Annotated in this window: 16 protein-coding genes; 10 read left to right on the top strand and 6 right to left on the bottom strand. The window is 61.3% G+C overall.

Annotated features, from left to right (window positions below; genetic code table 11):
• Positions 1–17 precede the first annotated feature (17 nt).
• The 4 genes from HF327_RS17695 (at position 18) to HF327_RS17680 (ending at position 4,612) form a co-directional block, all read left to right on the top strand.
• On the top strand, positions 18–1,160 hold the full coding sequence (locus HF327_RS17695; protein ID WP_198461676.1) for a BMP family ABC transporter substrate-binding protein: 1,143 nt from the start codon (positions 18–20) through the stop codon (positions 1,158–1,160).
• Positions 1,161–1,352: 192 nt separating this feature from the next.
• Positions 1,353–2,510 carry a BMP family ABC transporter substrate-binding protein gene (locus HF327_RS17690; RefSeq protein ID WP_198461649.1) on the top strand — a complete coding sequence of 386 codons (1,158 nt, stop codon included), beginning with the start codon at positions 1,353–1,355 and terminating at the stop codon, positions 2,508–2,510.
• A 78-nt stretch (positions 2,511–2,588) separates the two neighbouring features.
• The gene (locus HF327_RS17685; protein ID WP_198461648.1) at positions 2,589–3,563 is read left to right on the top strand and encodes an aromatic ring-hydroxylating dioxygenase subunit alpha; all 975 of its coding nucleotides are present in this window, start codon (positions 2,589–2,591) and stop codon (positions 3,561–3,563) included.
• The gene (locus HF327_RS17680) at positions 3,563–4,612 is read left to right on the top strand and encodes an adenosine deaminase (RefSeq protein ID WP_198461647.1); all 1,050 of its coding nucleotides are present in this window, start codon (positions 3,563–3,565) and stop codon (positions 4,610–4,612) included. The genes HF327_RS17685 and HF327_RS17680 overlap by 1 nt, the downstream gene beginning before the upstream one ends.
• Before the next feature lie 107 nt (positions 4,613–4,719).
• Here the strand turns inward: HF327_RS17680 and HF327_RS17675 are convergent, their stop codons facing one another.
• On the bottom strand, positions 4,720–5,751 hold the full coding sequence (locus HF327_RS17675; protein ID WP_198461646.1) for a LacI family DNA-binding transcriptional regulator: 1,032 nt from the start codon (positions 5,749–5,751) through the stop codon (positions 4,720–4,722).
• A gap of 354 nt (positions 5,752–6,105) precedes the next feature.
• On the opposite strand from HF327_RS17675, the gene HF327_RS17670 reads away from it, so the two are divergent.
• From HF327_RS17670 to HF327_RS22170, 4 genes are read left to right on the top strand one after another with little or no spacing between them, the layout of a single operon-like run.
• Positions 6,106–8,910 carry a xanthine dehydrogenase family protein molybdopterin-binding subunit gene (locus HF327_RS17670; protein ID WP_198461645.1) on the top strand — a complete coding sequence of 935 codons (2,805 nt, stop codon included), beginning with the start codon at positions 6,106–6,108 and terminating at the stop codon, positions 8,908–8,910.
• On the top strand, positions 8,910–9,479 hold the full coding sequence (locus HF327_RS17665) for a (2Fe-2S)-binding protein (RefSeq protein WP_198461644.1): 570 nt from the start codon (positions 8,910–8,912) through the stop codon (positions 9,477–9,479). Before HF327_RS17670 ends, HF327_RS17665 begins: the two co-directional genes overlap by 1 nt.
• Positions 9,472–10,179, top strand: coding sequence for a c-type cytochrome (locus tag HF327_RS22175; protein WP_236024261.1), 708 nt, complete (start codon positions 9,472–9,474; stop codon positions 10,177–10,179). Before HF327_RS17665 ends, HF327_RS22175 begins: the two co-directional genes overlap by 8 nt.
• Complete coding sequence (locus tag HF327_RS22170; protein ID WP_328701893.1) at positions 10,176–10,772, top strand: c-type cytochrome; 597 nt, start codon at positions 10,176–10,178, stop codon at positions 10,770–10,772. The genes HF327_RS22175 and HF327_RS22170 overlap by 4 nt, the downstream gene beginning before the upstream one ends.
• Before the next feature lie 78 nt (positions 10,773–10,850).
• Here the strand turns inward: HF327_RS22170 and HF327_RS17655 are convergent, their stop codons facing one another.
• The 3 genes from HF327_RS17655 to dkgB form a co-directional block, all read right to left on the bottom strand.
• Positions 10,851–11,291: an HIT family protein gene (locus tag HF327_RS17655; RefSeq protein ID WP_198461643.1), complete on the bottom strand. Its 441-nt coding sequence runs from the start codon at positions 11,289–11,291 to the stop codon at positions 10,851–10,853.
• Between the two features lie 66 nt (positions 11,292–11,357).
• The gene (locus HF327_RS17650; protein WP_407927053.1) at positions 11,358–12,518 is read right to left on the bottom strand and encodes an MFS transporter; all 1,161 of its coding nucleotides are present in this window, start codon (positions 12,516–12,518) and stop codon (positions 11,358–11,360) included.
• Positions 12,519–12,559: 41 nt separating this feature from the next.
• Entirely contained in the window at positions 12,560–13,363 is an 804-nt protein-coding gene (gene dkgB, locus HF327_RS17645; RefSeq protein ID WP_198461641.1) for a 2,5-didehydrogluconate reductase DkgB, read from the bottom strand.
• A gap of 148 nt (positions 13,364–13,511) precedes the next feature.
• On the opposite strand from dkgB, the gene HF327_RS17640 reads away from it, so the two are divergent.
• Entirely contained in the window at positions 13,512–14,411 is a 900-nt protein-coding gene (locus tag HF327_RS17640; RefSeq protein ID WP_198461640.1) for a LysR family transcriptional regulator, read from the top strand.
• A gap of 56 nt (positions 14,412–14,467) precedes the next feature.
• Here the strand turns inward: HF327_RS17640 and HF327_RS17635 are convergent, their stop codons facing one another.
• The gene (locus HF327_RS17635) at positions 14,468–15,709 is read right to left on the bottom strand and encodes an alpha-hydroxy acid oxidase (protein WP_198461639.1); all 1,242 of its coding nucleotides are present in this window, start codon (positions 15,707–15,709) and stop codon (positions 14,468–14,470) included.
• Positions 15,710–15,810: 101 nt separating this feature from the next.
• Positions 15,811–16,734 (bottom strand): glutarate dioxygenase GlaH, encoded by a 924-nt coding sequence (gene glaH / locus HF327_RS17630; RefSeq protein ID WP_198461638.1) that lies wholly within the window; start codon positions 16,732–16,734, stop codon positions 15,811–15,813.
• A gap of 108 nt (positions 16,735–16,842) precedes the next feature.
• Here glaH and HF327_RS17625 point away from each other — a divergent pair, with 108 nt between their 5' ends.
• The gene (locus HF327_RS17625; protein WP_198461637.1) at positions 16,843–17,739 is read left to right on the top strand and encodes a LysR family transcriptional regulator; all 897 of its coding nucleotides are present in this window, start codon (positions 16,843–16,845) and stop codon (positions 17,737–17,739) included.
• The last annotated feature ends 326 nt before the right edge of the window (positions 17,740–18,065 follow it).

Below are 18,065 nucleotides of genomic sequence, written 5' to 3'. Positions count from 1 at the left end.
ACATGAGGACAATGACAATGAACATTCTGGGTAAGCGCGCTCTGATCAAGATGATTGGCCTGTCGGCTGTTTCGATGGCAGTTCTGACAGCCTGCGGCAAGAAGGAAGAGGCTCCTGCAGCCCCCGCTGCTGCGCCAGAAGCTGCGGCTCCTGTTGCAGACAAGCTCAAGGTCGGCTTCATGTATGTGAGCCCCATTGGCGACGGCGGCTGGACTTTCCAGCACGAACTGGGTCGCAAGGCCATTCAGGAAAAGTTTGGCGACAAGATCGAGACCTCCATGGTTGAGAGCGTGCCTGAGTCCGCTGACGCCGAGCGTGTGATGCGCGACATGATCGGTCAGGGCAACAAGCTGGTGTTCGCCACCAGCTTTGGCTACCAGGACTTTGTGCAGAAGGTCGCGGCCGACACCCCTGGCGTGAAGTTCGAGCATGCCACTGGCTACAAGACTGCGGACAACGCAGCCGTGTATGACACCAAGACTTTTGAAGGTGCGTACCTAGCCGGTATCGTGGCGGGTGCCATGACCAAGACGGTGGGCGTGGTGGCATCGGTGCCAATCCCGGAAGTGGTGCGTAACATCAACTCCTTCGTGCTGGGTGCCCAGAGTGTTGATCCTTCCATCAAGGCCAAGGTGGTCTGGGTGAACGAATGGTTTGCGCCGCCCAAGGAATCGGAAGCGGCCAACAGCCTGATCAACGGCGGTGTGGACGTGATGTACCAGAACACCAACTCTCCCGCTGTGCTGAAGACGGCTGAAGAGCGCGGTGCTCGCGCCTTCGGCAAGGACGGCGACATGAGCGGCTTCGCACCCAAGGCTCACCTGGGCTCGGCGGTGATTGACTGGACTCCTTACTACACCAAGGTGGTGCAGGACACGCTGGACGGCAAGTGGCAGACCGGCAACTTCTGGTGGGGCGTGAAGGAAGGTGCGATCGATCTGAAGAAGATCGCTGACGACGTGCCCCAGGAAATCAAGGACAAGGTCGAGAAGGCCAAGGCCGGCATGAAGGATGGTACGTTTGCTGTATGGACAGGTCCGGTCAAGGACAACGCTGGCAAGGAAGTGCTGGAAGCCGGCAAGGTGGCCGATGATGCCTGGCTGCGCAGCATTAACTTCTATGTGAACGGTATCGAGGGCAAAGTGCCTGGTGCCAAGTAAGCACTGTTTGCAGGACGCCTGAGCGGCGTCCGTCCAAGGCCCTTCGGGGCCTTTGTTTTTGCGCTGTCGTTTTAGAGATACCTGTCTGCAACTTGGCTCAATTTATGCATATATTGATTAAGGCGCGATGGGGTTCTGTCTGGCATCGCGTTCGCATTGAATAACTACCTCAACTTATCCAAGGAAAGACGAATGACTGATTTCAACAAGCGTTCATTGATCAAGGTCGCCGCCCTGACAGCCGTGGCTTCGGCAGCTCTCGTGGGCTGCGGCAAAAAGGAAGAAGCGCCAGCACCGGCCGCAGCGCCTGCTGCCGCCCCAGCTCCTGCAGCGCCCGAAGCACTGAAAATCGCTTTCGCCTATGTGGGCCCTGTGGGAGATGGTGGTTATTCGTTTGCACATGATCAGGCCCGCAAGGCGCTGGAAGCCGCTCTGGGCGACAAGATCAAGACTTCCTACGTGGAAAGCGTGCCTGAAGGCGCTGACGCCGAGCGTGTGCTGCGCGACATGGCGGCTCAAGGCAACAAGCTGATTTTTGGCACCACCTTCGGCTACATGGACACCATCCAGAAGTTGGCCCCAGAATTTGCCGATGTGAAGTGGGAGCACGCCACCGGCTACAAGACGGCGGCCAATGCCAGCACTTATGACTTCCGTACCTACGAAGGTGCGTACCTGGCCGGCGTGATCGCTGGTGCTATGACCAAGTCCAACACGCTGGGCGTGGTGGGCTCGGTGCCAATTCCCGAAGTGCTGCGCAACATCAACAGCTTCACGCTGGGCGCTCAGTCCATGAACCCCAAGATCAAGACCAAGGTGGTCTGGGTCAACGAATGGTTCGCTCCTCCCAAGGAAACAGAAGCCGCCACCAGCCTGATCAACGGCGGTGCCGACATCCTGTTCCAGAACACCGACTCGCCCGCTGTGCTCAAGACCGCTGAAGAAAAGGGCAAGCGCGCCTTTGGCTGGGATTCGGACATGACAGCCTATGGCCCCAAGGCTCACCTGGCATCGGCCATCTTCAATCCCTCCAAGTACTACATCCAGACCGCGAACGCCGTGCTGGACGGCACCTGGAAGAGCCAGCAGTCCTGGTGGGGTGTGAAGGAAGATGCGATCGACCTCGTTTCCATGGCGGAAGACATCCCCGCTGAAGCCAAGGCAAAGGTTGAGGAAGTGAAGAAGGGACTGAAGGACGGTACATTCCATATCTGGAAGGGCCCGATCGCCGCCCAAGATGGCAAGGAACTGGTCGCTGCGGGTGCAGTGGCTGACGATGCCTTCCTCAAGGGCGTGAACTTCTACGTCAAGGGCGTGGAAGGGAAGGTCCCCGGTGGCGACTCCAAGTAAGCGCCGTTAACCAGCCTTTTAGGCTGTGACAGGGCCGCCGCAGAGCGGCCCTTTGTTTTGATAAAGATGAGTAACCCCATGACTGAACGTACCCTCTGGCATCCTGTTGCCCAATCTTCCGAAGTAGTGAGTGCGCCCTTGCCCGTTCAACTGCTGGAGCAGCCTGTGGTGCTGTGGCGCAATGCTGAAGGTGAGGTCCAGGCCTTTGTGGACCGCTGCCCGCACCGCGGCGCGCGCCTGTCCATGGGCCGCGTCGAAAACGGCAATCTGGAGTGCCCTTACCACGGCTGGCAATTCGCTACGGGCGGCCAGTGCGTCAAAGTACCTGCCGTGCCTGACTTCACCCCCCCCGCATCGCAGTGCGTCAAGGCCTTTGAAGTGCAGGAGGCCTATGGACTGGTCTGGGTGCGTCTGGAATCTAGCGACAGCCAGCTGCCCGTGTTTGCTGCCGAGTCCGACGAACATCTGCGCAAGGTGAACTGCGGCCCCTACGACGTGGCTGCCAGCGCGCCGCGCATCATCGAGAATTTCCTCGACATGTCCCACTTCGGCTTTGTGCATGAGGGCTGGCTAGGCAGCCGCGATGCCACGGCCATGGCGACTTACAAGGTCGAGGCCAAGGATACGGGCGTTATCGCCACCGGCTGCAAGGCCGTGCAACCCCAGTCCAACCTGCACTCCACACAACCGGCGGAAGTCGAATACACCTACGAGGTGACGGCTCCCTACACCGCAGTGCTGACCAAGATTCCTGAAGAAGGCAGCTCCAAGCAAGGCTGGCGCGAGCAGATCGGCCTGTTCATCTGCCCCGTGACCCCGGAAATCAGCCGTGTCTGGTTCCGCCTGGCTGTGGCAGACTTTGAATCGACTGACGAGCAGCTGCAAACCTTCCAGCACACCATTTTTGTGCAGGACCAGCCCGTGCTGGAATCGCAACTGCCCAAGGCTCTGCCGCTGGACCCGCGTGCGGAAATGCACTCGGCAGCTGACCGTATGTCCTCGGCCTATCGCCGCTTCCTCAAGTCTCAAGGCATCACCTTCGGAGTTTGCTGATGAAACATTCCGTGCCCCCTATCGAAACTGCGCGCCTGCCCGAATTGCTGCAAGCCATGCCCAAGGCAGAGCTGCACATGCATATCGAAGGTTCGCTGGAGCCTGAGCTGATCTTTGCGCTGGCCCAGCGCAACAACGTGAAGCTGGCCTATGACAGCGTGGAGGCGCTGCGTGCCGCCTATGCCTTCACCGATCTGCAGAGCTTTCTTGATATCTACTACGCTGGCGCCAGCGTGCTGCTGTACGAGCAAGATTTCTACGACATGGCCCGCGCCTACCTGAACCGCGCCGTGGCTGACAACGTGGTGCACACGGAAATCTTCTTCGACCCCCAAACCCATACCGAACGCGGTGTGGCCATGGAAACCGTCATCAACGGCCTGTACCGTGCCTGCCGCGATGCGCAGATTGAGCAAGGCGTCTCGGCCACGTTGATTCTGAGCTTCTTGCGCCACCTGAGCGAAGAAAGCGCTCTGCAGACGCTGGAAGCGGCACTGCCGCTGCGCGACCGCTTTATCGGCGTCGGGCTGGACAGCAGCGAGCTGGGCAACCCGCCCGAGAAGTTCGAACGCGTGTTTGCACGCTGCAAGGAACTGGGCCTGCGCCTCGTCGCGCATGCCGGTGAAGAGGGCCCGCCCGCCTATATCTGGGGCGCGCTGGATGTGTTGAAGGTGGCGCGTATCGACCATGGTGTGCAGTCTGAAAAAGACGAGCAGTTGATGGTGCGACTGGTCAAGGAGCAGATTCCGCTCACGGTCTGTCCGCTATCCAATCTCAAGCTCTGCGTGGTCAAAGACCTGGCGGATCACAACTTGCCGCGTCTCTTGAAAGCAGGCCTCAAGGTGATGATCAACTCGGACGACCCGGCCTACTTTGGCGGCTACGTCAACGAGAACTACACCCAGCTCTTTGCCGCGACAGGGATGGGTGCAGACGAGGCTTACCAACTGGCGCGCAATAGCCTGGAAGCCAGCTTTGCCAGCGATGCACAGAAGTCTGAATGGATAGCGCGACTGGATCAGACCTTTGCGCGATTTTCTGCGGCTTGAAAATCTGGATGAAAATGGCTTGAAGCCAAATACTGGAAAGCGCAAGAAGCTATTATTTTGATAGCTTCTTGCGCCTGAGAAACATTGCAAAGCCCCGTTGAAGCGATTCAGCGGGGCTTTCTTTGTGTGGATCGGCGCAGCGCCAGACTGGGCAGGGGGCTGCTTGCCGTGCGCCGCGTCAAGTCGCCGCGCAGATGCTCGAACAGCATGTCCACGGCCTGCTGCGCCACGGTTTCCAGATGCAGATCCAGCGCCGTCAGCGGTGGCTCGCAGCTGCGTGCACGCAGGCCGTCATAGCGAGTGGCCAGCATCAGGTCTTCGGGAATGCGCCGTCCTGCCTCCTGAGCATAGCGGGCTGCACCCACGGCAAAGGCATCGACCATGACCAGCATGGCATCCAGTTCGGGGTGCTCGGTCAGCAACTGACGGGCCGCAGCATAGCCGCCATCCTCTCCCAGCGCTTCATCCAGGCGCAGCGTCACGGGCTGCATGCCGTGGCCCGCTGCCATGGCGGCATAGGCTTGCTCGGCCTGGCTGTAGGAGGTGCGTTCCGAAGCGCCAACCACCAGTGCAATACGCTGCGCGCCCTGCGCCAGCATATGGGTCAGCAGCATTTGCGTGGCAGGGCCGGACAGCAGATCCACATAGGGAACGTCGATGGTGTCGCCGCCGGGGCGGCCAATCGAGACCACGGGAAGGCCCTGAGCCAGCAGCGCTGCCAGCTGAGGGTCGCCGGCCTGCGGCTCTATGACCAAAGCGCCGTCGATGTCGAGCAGGTTCAGCGAGTTTTGATCGGGTCTGTGGGGGGGCACCAGGGCCATGACCAGGCCGCGCTCCAGCGCCGAGGTGGCGGCGACCGATGCCACTTCCATGAAAAAGCCCAGGCGTGAGGGCCCGCCCGAGACGGTAAAGGGCATGGACGACAGCAGCGCAATCATGCTGGTGCCGCCAGTGCGCAAGCGCTGGGCATGGCGGTTGGGCCGGTATCCCAGGCTGCGTGCAACGTCCTCCACCTTGCTGCGGGTGGCGGGATCGACCTGGCCGCGGCCGTTGAGTGCGTGCGAAACCGTGGTGCGTGAAACGCCGGCCTCTCGGGCCACGTCGGCAATGGTGATGCGTTGGGCGGATGGGGCGGCCATGAGGTTTCTCGGAAAAACGGTTGATCAGGCCTGTGCGGGCTTGCTGCTGGACAGGCTCCTGCAAGCGTTGGTGGTCATTTCAGGAGGCCCAGCCGGCATTCGTAAAGGTTTTGTATACTTTACTTTGCCCAAATCGATTTGGGTAATTTGCTTTGCAACCTGTTCCTTATAAAAGGGATTGTTGAAATGATCTTCAAATCGATTTGGGGTTCATCCAGGTGGCAGCACCGACTGCCCACCACAGCGGACTGAACAGCAAGCACTGTTCTTGGGCGGGTTGCGTGGCAGGAATGAATCAATCGCAACCACGGCGCTGCAGCGCGGCCGCTGCGGTTTGCTCAATGGAGAACGAATGTGCCCAAATCGGATGTGAGTCGGCGCAGCTTTTTGAAGGCTGCCGCCGCTCTGGGGGTAATTGCCGGCGTGCGCCCGCTGGAGCAAGCGCTTGCCGCCATGGTCGAACCTGCTGCAGGGCAAGATGGTGGCTGGCTGGCAGGCGGCCAGTTGCGCTACCGGCGCGATGGCATGGCCAAGGTGACGGGGGAGAAGCTGTTTGCCATCGATCTGCGTGCCAGAGACATGACGGGCTGGCCTGCCCAGCAGTCCTACGCGCTCTTGATCATGATTCCGCGCGCCGACCGGATCTATGAGGGGCTCGACCTGTCGGTGCTGGGCAATGAACTGGCACCCGATGTGCTGGTGGATGCCGAGCGCGCCGAGGCCGATGGTGTGCGTATGCCCGAGCCGGGCTTCTACGGCAGCTACTTTTTGCCGAAGGGCCAGGTCTCGCCCATGTTGGGCCAGCCCGTGGCGCTGGGTATCTGGCATGACTACGAGCGCTATCGCCAGGCCGTGCGCCTGCTGCGCTTCAATGAAGGCATCTTCAAATATGGTGCGGCGGCTACGCCGCCCCAGCGCAAGCCTTATGTGGCCGCGCGCTATGTGCGCATGGGCGCAGAAAAGCACGATGAGCCCGATCTCTACGCGCCGCTGACGGACGGCATTGTTCGCCCCCAGCTCACCGGCCCCGAAGTGCAGTGGCCAGGCGTGGACCATCCCAAGCACGGCAAGGCCATGCAGTACTCGGCTGACATTCAGCAGCTGCTCAAGCAGCCTCCTGAAGGGGTGACAGTCTTCTCACGCGACTATCACAGCCAGTCCATGGAGCCAGCGGCGCTGGAGCCGGAAAACGGTCTGGCCTGGTACGAGAGCGCCAAGGGCGTGATGCATATGGTCGGTGCCACCCAGGCGCCTTATGCCACGGCGGGCCATATGGTCGGCATGGTCAAGGCCAGCCGCTTTGCGCTCCATGAGATGGACTACCTGAGCGCTTTTACCGTGGGCTACGGGCAGAAGGAGCACCACTCCTTCCCGTACTACGTGGCATTGGCTGCGCTGTATGCCGAAGGACGCCCGGTGCGTCTGGCGCTGGACCGCTGGCAGCACTTTCAGTTCGCGCTCAAGCGCCATCCGTTTGATCTCAAGACCACGATTGCCGTGGATGCTGCAGGTCAGTTTCAGGCGTTCTCCGTGGATATGCGCGGCGACGGCGGCGGCACCATGAATTTCAGCCCCTCGGTGGGCACACTGGGCGTAGCGTCCTCGCAGTCGGTGTACTACTTTCCCAAGAGCGATCTGTCCGTGGCGGTCTACCCCAGCAGCGAGGTGACGGCCGGGTCGGTGCGCGGCTACGGCACCTTGCAGTCCATGGCACCCACCGAGATGTTGGTCGACGAAATTGCCGACCAGCTGGGCATGGATGCGATTGCGCTGCGCCAGAAGAACATGCTGCGCACAGGTCTGCGCAACACCCAGGGGGCCGTGCCTGCAGGTCATCTGCGTATTGGCGAAATTCTGGCACTGGCGGCGAAAGACCCGGTGTGGACGAACCGCGCCAAGCGCAAGGCCGAGTACGAAGCCGCCAACCCCGGAATGCGCTACGGCGTGGGCTTTGCCTCGGTGCAAAAGAGCTTTGGCACTGCCGGTGAAGCCGCGCTGGCATTGATCGAAATCTCGCCGGAAGGCAAGATTTCCATGAAGCATATTGCGCCGGAAATTGGTACCGGCAGCAGCACCGCGCAGATGCTGGTGGCCGAGCCCTTCCTGGGGCGTCCTGTCGATGATGTGGTGTTTGCGGCCCAGAAATGGCCCGAGATGCCGGTGCACACACAGGAGCAGCCCAATTCCACGCCCCAGGCCGATGAAGATCGCCAGTCGCAGGACCCGTACTGGGTGCCCAGCTTTACCTCGCCCAATTCGGCCTCCAACTCGGCCTATTACTTCACCCACACCACGCGCCAGGCGGCCAAGCTGCTGCTGGCCCACGGTCTCTGGCCTGCGGCGCTGTCCATCTGGGGCAATCCGTTTGGTGGCCCGCTGCAGGGCATGCCTGTCACGCTGGATCAGGCCGAATGGAAGGACGGCAAGCTGGTCGCTGGAGCGATGGAGCCTTTGAGCTTCGAGCGTCTGGCCGCACGTGCCCATGAGCTGGGTTTGGTCACCGGCGTCTGCGTCCATACCTTTAACCGCCGCTCCTGGGCCAGTGCCGAGTTCGAGCTGGGCGGCCAGCGCTTCAGCGCCGAGATCGACGCTCTGTCCGTGCGTTTTGGCAAGGGTGCCGATGCCGCGAAGAAAGCTGCCATGGACAGCGCCGGTTACGCCTTCCAGCCGCGCGTCAAGGTCAGTTATCCACCCGTGCACCGCCTGGCGGCGGGAGCGGTGTATTACGCACCTTGCGCCACCCTGGTCGAGCTGGCTGTATCTACCGGCACCGGCAAGGTGAGCTTGCTGGGTCACAAGACCTGGCTGGAATGCGGTGCGCAAATCGTGCCCGAGCTGGTCTCGGGTCAGCTGCAGGGCGGTGTGGCCATGGGCATCGGTCACGCATTGTACGAAGAGCTGCCACTGGGGCCCACCGGTCCCGGCAATGGCACTTGGAGCTTCAACCGCTATCACCTGCCGCGCGCCAGCGAGCTGGCGGTGTGGACGGCCGAGGGCCATGTGCTGCCCCCGGTCTCACGCACCGATCCGCCCAAGGGCATGGCCGAAGTGGTGATGATTCCCGTGGTTGCTGCCTGTGCCAATGCCGTGGCCCATGCCACCGGCAAGCGTTTCTATCAATTGCCGCTGAGCGCGGAACGAATCAAGAAGGCATTGTGATGCAGCAACGTATCCAGTTTTCCGCCACCATCAACGGTCAGAAGACCGGTCCGCACGATCTGCCGCAGGACCTGATGATGATCGAGTTTTTGCAGGAATATCAGGGCCTGACCGGCACCCGTCTGGGCTGCGGCCAGGGCGTGTGCCGCGCCTGTACCGTCATCGTCGATGAGCCCGGCAAGGGCTCGCACACGGTGCCCGCCTGCGTGACCGGTGTCAGCTGGCTCAACGGCAAGAGCATTCGCACCATCGAAGGCGCGGCCAGCACCGATGACAAGGGCCAGCCCGTGGCCTCGGCCGTGCAACAGGCTTTCCTCGAGCATTTCTCGTTCCAGTGCGGCTATTGCACGCCGGGTTTTGTGAACTCGGCCACCGTGCTGATGGAGCAACTGCGCACCAAGCCTGTGGCCGCCAACGCGGTGGAAGAGGCCGTGGAAGCCGCACTGGACAAGCATATCTGCCGCTGCACCGGCTATGTGCGTTACTACCACGCCGTGCGCGACCTGATTCTGGCCACGCCCGGCCTGACGACGGGCCAGCGCACGCGGGAGGTCAGCCGTCATGGATAAAGCTCAACGCAGCAAGTTGACCAAGATTGCGGCGGGCATTGCGGCAGCAGCCGTGGTGGTGCTGGGCGGCATGTACATCGCTGGCAGTTCCAGCGGCAGTGTGCCACCGGCCAGTGTGGATCTGGCCAGCATCAGCCCCGAGCAAAAGCAGAAGCTGTCTGACCGCGGTTTGCAGGTGTTCCGCGCCGCCGACTGCGCGGCCTGCCACAGCTCGCCCACCACGGGTGCCGAACTGGCAGGCGGCATGGCCATGGTCACGCCCATGGGCACGCTGTACGGTACGAACATCTCGCCCTCCAAGGAGCATGGCATCGGCAACTGGTCAGCTGATGATTTGTATCGCACCGTGGCGCGCGGTATGGCTCCGGGGCGCAAGAACCTGTACCCTGCCATGCCTTACGCCAGTTACCACGACATCACGCGTGCCGACGTCGATGCGCTGTGGGTCTGGTTGCAGGCCCAGCCTGCGGTGGAAGTCGCCAATCGCCAGCCCGAGATGAACTTCCCGTTCAGCATCCGTCCCGGTCTGGCTTTGTGGAATGCGCTGGAGCGCCCCGCTGGTGAACCCGCTCCCGAGGCGAACAACGATCTGGAGCGTGGCGCCTATCTGGTCAACACCCTGGGGCACTGCGGCGAATGCCACACACCGCGCACGGCCAGCTTTGCCATGGACCTCAAAAGTCGCTGGCAGGCAATGTGATCGAAGGTGCTTATGCCCCTGACTTGCGCCCCAAAGCCATGGCCGAGCGTGGCTGGAGCGAGCAAGACCTGGTGCAGTTTCTGCGCACCGGCCTGTCGTCCCAGGGCGTGATGACCATGGGCATGTTCCCGGTGCTCGAACATTCCAGCTCGCACCTGGATGAGCGCGATCTCAAGGCCATGGCCGCCTATCTGATGCAGGGCGAGAAGCCACAACCTGCAGCAGCCCAGCCTGCCGAGGCACCGCAAACTCCGGTGTCGGCCAATGGAGAGCGTGTCTATGTGGGTCTGTGCGCAGGCTGCCATGGTGTCGATGGCCAGGGCCAGCCGCACTCGTCGCTGCGCCTGGATACCAACACCACGGCCATGTTCCCCACGCCGCTGAACCTGGTGCGTGTGATCCGCGAAGGTCTTCCCGAGCGCGACCTGGCCCATGGGGAGCGCATGCAGGCCATGCCTGGCTTTGCCCAGCAGCTCAGCAATGAAGATATGGCCGACCTGGTCAACTACATGCGCGTGCGCTGGGGTCGGCAAAAGGGTGATGTGACGCCATCGCAAGTGGCGGATGCCATCAAGACGGCTGAGTCCCACTAACAGTGGTTTAAACGTCAAAAGAGCTGCCAGCGCTTATTCATCAAGCGCTGGCAGCTCTTTTTTTGATAGTGAATAGATTCAGGAAAGCTGAGCCTTGATCTGTTCGGCCAGCTGGCCCAGCACGGCAAAGCCGGGCTCCTCGCGCTGCCAGACGACCGAAAGACCATCGCCCTCAAAACGTGGCAGCACATGCAGATGGAAGTGAAACACCGTCTGCCCCGCCGGTGCGCCATTGGCCTGGAAGATATTGATGCCGTCGGGGTCGAAGGCCTTGTTCACTGCGGCCGCCACGCGCTGGGCGGTCTGCATCACCGCGCCGGCTTCCTTAGTCGTCAGCTCCAGCAGATTGACGGCGTGGCGCTTGCTGGCCACCAGCACGTGGCCGCGCGTGGCCTGACCAATGTCCATGAAGGCGATGGTCAGATCGTCCTCATAGACCTTGGCCGCAGGAATCTCTCCTTTGACGAGCTTGCAGAAAATGCACTCGCCCGGGGGCGAGTGGTCTACAAACATGGGCATGACGCTCTCCTTTTAGTTATTCAAGCGTCCTATCTTAGGGGTACCTGCAAGTGCTCGGTGCCGGGCTCAAGCGGAGGCCAGTCTGCGAGTGCTTCGCGATCCGCCAATGACCAGGCTCAAACCCGCGGCCGCCAGCACGGCTCCGGCCCAGCTCACCGAGGCATAACCCCAGCCCGCTGAAATCACGGCCCCCCCGGCGGCAGCGCCCAGCGCATTGCCCAGATTGAACGCGCCGATGTTGACTGAGGCTGCGAGGCCGGGCGCTTCTGCCGCAGCCTGCATGACCCGAATCTGCACCGGCGGCACGATGGCGAAGGTGGCGATGCCCCAGACCAGCAAGCCCAGCAGCGCCCCGGCCTTTGAAGGCAGAACAAAGGGTAGTGCCAGCATGATGAGCGCCAATGCAGCCAGGAACAGCTTGGTGCTGCCGTCCAGCGACCAGTCGGCCAGCCGCCCGCCCAGCCAGTTGCCGATGGTGAAACCCAGGCCGATGATGACCAGCGACAGCGTGACAAAGTTGGGTGTCGCCTCCGTCATGCTTTGCAGCACAGGGGCCACATAGGTATAGAGCGTGAACATGCCGCCTGCGCCCATCACGGTCGTCCCCAGGGCCAGCAGAACCTGAGGCCGGGTCAGCACGCGCAACTCGCGGCGCACATCCGGCATCTTGCCCACTTCGCCACGCGGTAGCGTGATGGCCAGTGCTGCCATGGCAAGCACCCCCAGAGCGGCGGTCAGCACAAACGCCATGCGCCAACCAATTTGCTGGCCCACCCATGTGGCTGCCGGTACGCCGCCGATATTGGCAATCGTCAGGCCCAGAAACATGGCCGCCACCGCACTGGCCTGCTTGTCTTTGGGCACCAGACTGGCCGCAAGCACGGAACCCAGGCCAAAGAAGGCGCCATGGTTCAGGCTGGTTACCAGCCGTGCCATCAACAGTGTGGAGTAGCCGGGCGCTGCCGCCGCCAGCATGTTGCCGATGACGAAAATGCCCATCAGCGATATCAAGGCAGTTTTGACGCGAATGCGGCCCAAAGCCAGCGTCATGATGGGAGCTCCGATCATGACGCCCAGTGCATAGGCGGTAATCAGCATGCCCGCTTCAGGAATGCTGGCACCCACGCCATCGGCAATGACTGGCAGCAGGCCCATGGGGGTGAACTCGGTCATGCCGATGCCAAAGGCACCCACGGCCAAGGCCAGCAGCGGCCAGCTTGGATTCAAGGGTTTATTCATAAATGGCGATCTGTTTGCGGTGTGCTGACTCAGTCCCAGAGGGGGGCGAGACCTTCGGGGTTCACCTCGCGTCCGTTGCGCTCCAGTGCTGCCATCAGTGCCATTTCGCTGTCTGTCAGTTGCAGCTTCTGCGCGAGCAGATTGCTGGCCAGATTCTCGCGTTTGGTGGAGGATGGAATGACGGCAAAGCCGCGCTGCAAGGCCCATGCCAGCGCGACTTGTGCCGGCGTTGCTTGGTGGTTCTGTGCAATCTGCGCGATGACAGGCTCGCCCAGCACCTTGCCGTAGGCCAGCGTCATGTAGGACGTCACATCAATGTTCTGGCTTTGCAGAAAGCTCACCAGCTTGGGGCTTTGCAGATAGGGGCTTAGCTCGATCTGGTTGGTGGCGATTTCGCTTTTTCCCACGGCGGCAATGGCTTGCTGTGTCAGGTCGATATTGAAGTTGGACACGCCGATCAGACGCGTCAGGCCCTGGGCCTTGGCTTCTGCCAGCGCCGTCATGGCTTCTTCCAGAGCGACGTTCTGAAAGGCGGGCCAGTGAATCAGTGTCAGGTCTACCTGTTCGGTGCCCAGCTTGCGCAGGCTGTCCTGCAGGCTGGGGATGAGCTTGCTGCTGGACAAGTTGTCCACCCAGATCTTGGTGGTGATGAAGAGCTGCTCGCGTGGAATGGCGGCTTCTTTGATGGCTTGGCCTACCTCTGCTTCGTTGCCATAGATCTGTGCCGTATCGATAGCCCGGTAGCCGACTTCGAGTGCGTTGCGCACGGAATCCACAACGACCTGGCCTTGCAGGCGAAAAGTGCCCACGCCGAAAGCTGGAACATGGTTCATACAAAAACTCCTTGAGGGCATTCCTTTGCGGATGCCCGGTTGCGATAACGATCAACCCGTGCAGGGCTGAGAACAATGCAAGTGTGTTCTTTTGTTTATTAACTAAAAAGACATGTATGGGTAAAAAATATTTGATAAAAATTCAAATATGAAGATCACACTCGATGAAATGCAGGCCTTTATCACCGTGGTGGACAGCGGCTCCATCACCGGCGCGGCTGAGCAGCTAGGGCAAACCATCTCGGCCACCAGTCGTACCCTGGCAAGGCTGGAGGCCAAGCTCAGTACAACACTGATGCGTCGCAGCACCCGGCGGCTGGAGTTGACCGAGGAAGGGGCGATTTTTCTCGCACGGGCAAGGCAGATCGTGGCGTCTGTGCATGAGACCGAGGAGTTGATGACGCTGCGCCGCAATCAGCCAGAGGGGCGTTTGCGGGTGGATGCCGCCTCTCCGTTCATGCGCCATGTCATCGTGCCGCTGGTTGCCAGTTATCGTGCGCGTTATCCGCAGGTGCAACTGGAGCTGACGAGCAACGAGGGAGTGATTGACCTGCTGGAGCGGCGCACCGATGTGGCGATTCGCATTGGCAGCCTCAAGGACTCAAGCTTGCATGCCACGCCCATAGCCAGCAGCGGTATTCGCGTGCTGGCCAGCCCCGGCTATTTGGCAGAGTACGGTATGCCGCGCAGTGTGGAGGAGCTGACAAAACACCCGCTGCTGGGGTTTATGCAGCCAGAGTCTCTGAATGACTGGCCGCTGGTCGGTGCCGATGGCCAGACGCTGCATATCGAACCCACGGTTCGCGCCAGCAGCGGAGAAACCTTGCTGGAGCTGGCGCTGCAAGGAGCTGGCATTGTCTGCCTGTCGGATTTCATGACGCAGACCGAGCGCAAAGCGGGGCGCTTGCAGCAGCTTTTTCCCCGTCAGACCCTGGAGGTGCGCCAGCCCATCAATGCGGTGTATTACCGCAACACGGCACTTTCTTCCCGTATTGCGTCGTTTGTGAATCACCTCAAAGAAAATCTGACAGAAGGGTTTGAAGGCTGAGATCGTTTTGATGCGGCTGAAGCAGTGGCATGTGTCAGCACGATCTCAGCAGCGCATCAGCGCGGTGTCGAGCGCAGGCAGTCCTTGGTGATCTCGGCCATGGAGGTCGCACCCAGCATCGCCATATTGCGATCGACTTCATCGCGCAGCAGCGTAATGGCGTGATCCACGCCTTGCGCACCACCCACGGCGGCGGCGTACATGAAGGGGCGACCCAGAAACACCATGCGTGCACCCAGGGCCATGGCCTTGAGCACATCGCTGCCGCGGCGGATGCCACTGTCCATCATCACGGCGGTACGGTGGCCTACGCGGTCCACCACATACGGCAGCATTTGCAGCGGGGCGACCACGCCGTCGAGCTGGCGGCCGCCATGGTTGCTGACCACGATGCCTTGCGCGCCGATGTCGGCGGCCATCACGGCATCGTCTTCGTTCAGGATGCCCTTGATAACGAGGTTGCCCTTCCAACGCTGGCGAATGCGCTCGATGTTCCTCCAGTTCAGGTGGTCGCGGCCGGCGGTGTCACGGATGGCGGTGTTGGACAGCAGGGGTGCGCCGCGCGTGGCAAACGAGTTCTCGAAGTGCGGCATGCCGTGGTTGATCAGGGTGCGCAGCATGGTGCCCACCATCCAGCGCGGGCGGGTGATGCCGTCATAAGCCAGGCGCAGGGAGGGGCGCAGCGGCATGGAGAAACCGGTGCGCACATTGTTTTCACGGTTGGCCCAGACGGGAATGTCCACGGTGATGACCAAGGTGCCAAAGCCTGCGGCTTCGATGCGGTCGATCAGGCCATCAATGCGCGAGGTATCGCCGGGCAGATAGGCCTGAAACCAGGTAGAGGGCGCGGCCTTGGCCACGTCCTCCATGGGAATGAGGGAGGTGCCGCTCATGATGGCGGGAATGCGATTGGCGGCAGCCGTTTGCGCCAGCACCAGGTCGCCGCGGTAGGCGGAGATGGCGCTGATGCCCACGGGGGCCACGCCAAACGGCGAGTCCCAGGTCTGACCGAACAGCTCGACCTTCTGGTTGCGCTGCGACACATCCACCATGACCTTGGAGCTGAAGCCGTATTGCTGAAAGCTGTCGCGGTTGGCCTGCAGGGAGACGCAATCTTCCGCTGCACCCGAGACATAGCCGTAGAGGGGGCGGGGCAGGTGTTTGCGGGCAGCGGCCTCGAAGTCCTGCAGCGACAAGATGTTCTGCAGATGACGGGGGAGCCCTGCGCGTTGGCCGTAGGCGGCTTGCGCCTTAGGGGCGAGGGCTGGGTTTGCAGAGGGGGCTTGTGACGATGCCATGGTAGGAGCTTCGAGAGCGAAAGTCAGGGGGGCTTAACTGGCTACGCCCCCGCACACTTGCGGTGCACGGGGGCGTGACAGAAACATCTAAGTGTCAGGCGTTACTGAGCAAATGTGCCACGTTGGCGCATCAGCTCGCGGTGCAGTTGCTCGTTGCGCTCAAAAGGTGCGCGGCCGTGCACATAGAAGTAGTTGTTCAGCACCACCAGATCGCCTGCGGGCAGGCTCACGGTGCGGGTGCCGGGTGAATTTTCCATGGATTCCGACAGACTCTGCAGGTAGTGGGCTTCTGCGTCATTGGCAGGCTGCACAAACTGGTCGATGAAAGACATGGACAGGCCGAACTCGCCGTGGAAGAACACCGGGCGTTCCACGCGTTCGTTCACGTTCTTGGAGCCGGGAGCCTTGTACAGCAGGGGCTTGGCACCCATGGGGTCTTGCACAAAGCGGTCCAGCTCGCTCCAGTCGTCCAGGTGCAGGAAGCGCGACTCGCCGCCCACGGCGTTCTTTTCGTCGAATTTCATCATCAGCAACCAGTCGGTGGCTTCGGTCACGAAGGTGCCGTCGGTGTGCATGGTGAACAGGCGGTAGGCCTGACGCAGATAGGAGTCACTGGCGTCCGTGTGCTTGACCAGGAAGCGCGCGTAGTACTTGTTGGACATGGAGTCGTGGTTGCTCGGGCCAAGAATGTGGCCGATGGCGGTACCGAACTTCACGTATTCGTCGCTGTCCTGTGTCAGGCCTTCCAGACCCAGCACAAAGCCGCCGTGCTTGCGGTCTTTGGTGATGCGCACCAGCGTGTCCGCAAAATCCTGACCCAGATGGGCAATCAGGCGGCGAGCCATGTGAAAGCGCATGAAGGGTACGTACTCCAGGTTCTGCACGTCGATGCTCTTCACGTCGGCAAGGTAGGCGGACAGCGCTTCAGGGTTCAGAGTCAGCTTCAGCAGGCGAGGGTGCTCGGGGTGGGGCGCGATCTCGTATTTTGCTGGCTGGATCAGGTTCTGGGGGGGGGTAGCGTTCATGGCGAGTGGTACTTCAATCAGGAATGGTGTGATTGAATACTTCTTGTTTGATACGATCTACGGGTTTAAATGCATTTTTTAATAATTAATTCAGATTAAAAGGTTTTCATGCTCAGCTACAGGCAACTAGAGCACTTCGTCACTGTGGCCCAGGAGCTGCATTTCTCTCGCGCCGCAGACAAGCTGGGTGTGGCTCAGTCAGCGGTCAGCGTGCAGGTGCAGCAGCTGGAGCAGCAATTGGGCGTGCGTCTGCTGCAGCGCAACAAGCGCAAGCCCATCACGCTGACCGATGCGGGTGAGCTGCTCTATGAAGAAGCGGTGGCCGTGCTGCGCCACATGGAGCGGGCCCAGCAAATCGGCCTGCTGGCCGCGCAGGGCATGAGCGGCCATGTCAAGCTTGGCTATATCTCGTCGGCCGTGACCTCGGGCATGTTGGCGCGGGTGCTGACCCGGTTTAGACCCGGTCATGAGCAGGTGCACATGCAGGTGCTGGCCATGGAAACACCGCGTCAGCTACAGGCCCTGCAGCAAGGCGAGATTGATGCGGGGCTGCTGCGCCCGCGCCGCCGCTACCCGGAGGGCGTCAAAGCCATCATCGTGCACAGCGAGCCCTTTATGGTTGCCATGGCCGAGAACCACCCGCTGGCGCGCAATGCCACCATCAGCGCCGCCGACCTGCGCGGCCAGACCTTTATCGCACCGCAGTTTGTGAATGAGAGCGAGGGCTTTGCCGACGTGCTGGCGCGGCTGGCCGAAGCGGCAGGCTTCTCAGCCCGCGAGGCGTATCGTGTCAATGACTTCATTACCGCCACCAGCCTGGCGGCTGCGGGCTACGGCATTGTGGTGCTGCCAGAGTCCAACCGGCTGGTGAACCAGCCGGGCGTCATCTTCAGGCCGCTGAGCGACTTCAAAGAGCAGGTGCACATGGCTCTGGCCTACCGCGAGCGCGAAAACTCTCCCGCCGTGCGCGCCTTTCTGGCCGTGGCCAAGGCCTGTATTGAGTAAACGGTTTCTAAGCCGGCCGGTGCGATAAAGCCACTGCCCGGCTCTGAGGGAATCGCTGCAGCAAGCCACCTGCGGCCTGAATTGGCAGGACAATAGCGGCTCGTGTCTGCACGCCCTGCCGCGCAGACTGTCCCATCCGCTATCCCGTCGAGGTAGTCCATGAAGAGCGTTACTTCTAAAATACGCAGACAAATCAACCACCTGTGCGTGGGCGATGATCTCTGCATCCGATTTGTCTTTCCAGCTGCCGCTGCGCCACGTTCTGCTGGCCGCGCTGCATAAGCACCTCACGTTCAAATCCAACTTTGGTTCGTGAGCGGTGCATG

The sequence above is a fragment of the Comamonas suwonensis genome, from assembly GCF_012844455.2.
Classification (GTDB): Bacteria; Pseudomonadota; Gammaproteobacteria; order Burkholderiales; family Burkholderiaceae_C; genus Comamonas; species Comamonas suwonensis.
The sequence above is the reverse complement of the archived record's forward strand: the minus strand, read 5'-3'. Positions and strand labels throughout refer to the sequence as shown.

Bases quoted from the DNA above. Each gene is read 5' to 3' on its own strand.
- HF327_RS17695 (WP_198461676.1), top strand. From the start codon at position 18: ATGAACATTCTGGGTAAGCGCGCTCTGATCAAGATGATTGGCCTGTCG.
- HF327_RS17690 (WP_198461649.1), top strand. From the start codon at position 1,353: ATGACTGATTTCAACAAGCGTTCATTGATCAAGGTCGCCGCCCTGACA.
- HF327_RS17685 (WP_198461648.1), top strand. From the start codon at position 2,589: ATGACTGAACGTACCCTCTGGCATCCTGTTGCCCAATCTTCCGAAGTA.
- HF327_RS17680 (WP_198461647.1), top strand. From the start codon at position 3,563: ATGAAACATTCCGTGCCCCCTATCGAAACTGCGCGCCTGCCCGAATTG.
- HF327_RS17675 (WP_198461646.1), bottom strand. From the start codon at position 5,751: ATGGCCGCCCCATCCGCCCAACGCATCACCATTGCCGACGTGGCCCGA.
- HF327_RS17665 (WP_198461644.1), top strand. From the start codon at position 8,910: ATGCAGCAACGTATCCAGTTTTCCGCCACCATCAACGGTCAGAAGACC.
- HF327_RS22175 (WP_236024261.1), top strand. From the start codon at position 9,472: ATGGATAAAGCTCAACGCAGCAAGTTGACCAAGATTGCGGCGGGCATT.
- HF327_RS17655 (WP_198461643.1), bottom strand. From the start codon at position 11,291: ATGCCCATGTTTGTAGACCACTCGCCCCCGGGCGAGTGCATTTTCTGC.
- dkgB (WP_198461641.1), bottom strand. From the start codon at position 13,363: ATGAACCATGTTCCAGCTTTCGGCGTGGGCACTTTTCGCCTGCAAGGC.
- HF327_RS17640 (WP_198461640.1), top strand. From the start codon at position 13,512: ATGAAGATCACACTCGATGAAATGCAGGCCTTTATCACCGTGGTGGAC.
- HF327_RS17635 (WP_198461639.1), bottom strand. From the start codon at position 15,709: ATGGCATCGTCACAAGCCCCCTCTGCAAACCCAGCCCTCGCCCCTAAG.
- glaH (WP_198461638.1), bottom strand. From the start codon at position 16,734: ATGAACGCTACCCCCCCCCAGAACCTGATCCAGCCAGCAAAATACGAG.
- HF327_RS17625 (WP_198461637.1), top strand. From the start codon at position 16,843: ATGCTCAGCTACAGGCAACTAGAGCACTTCGTCACTGTGGCCCAGGAG.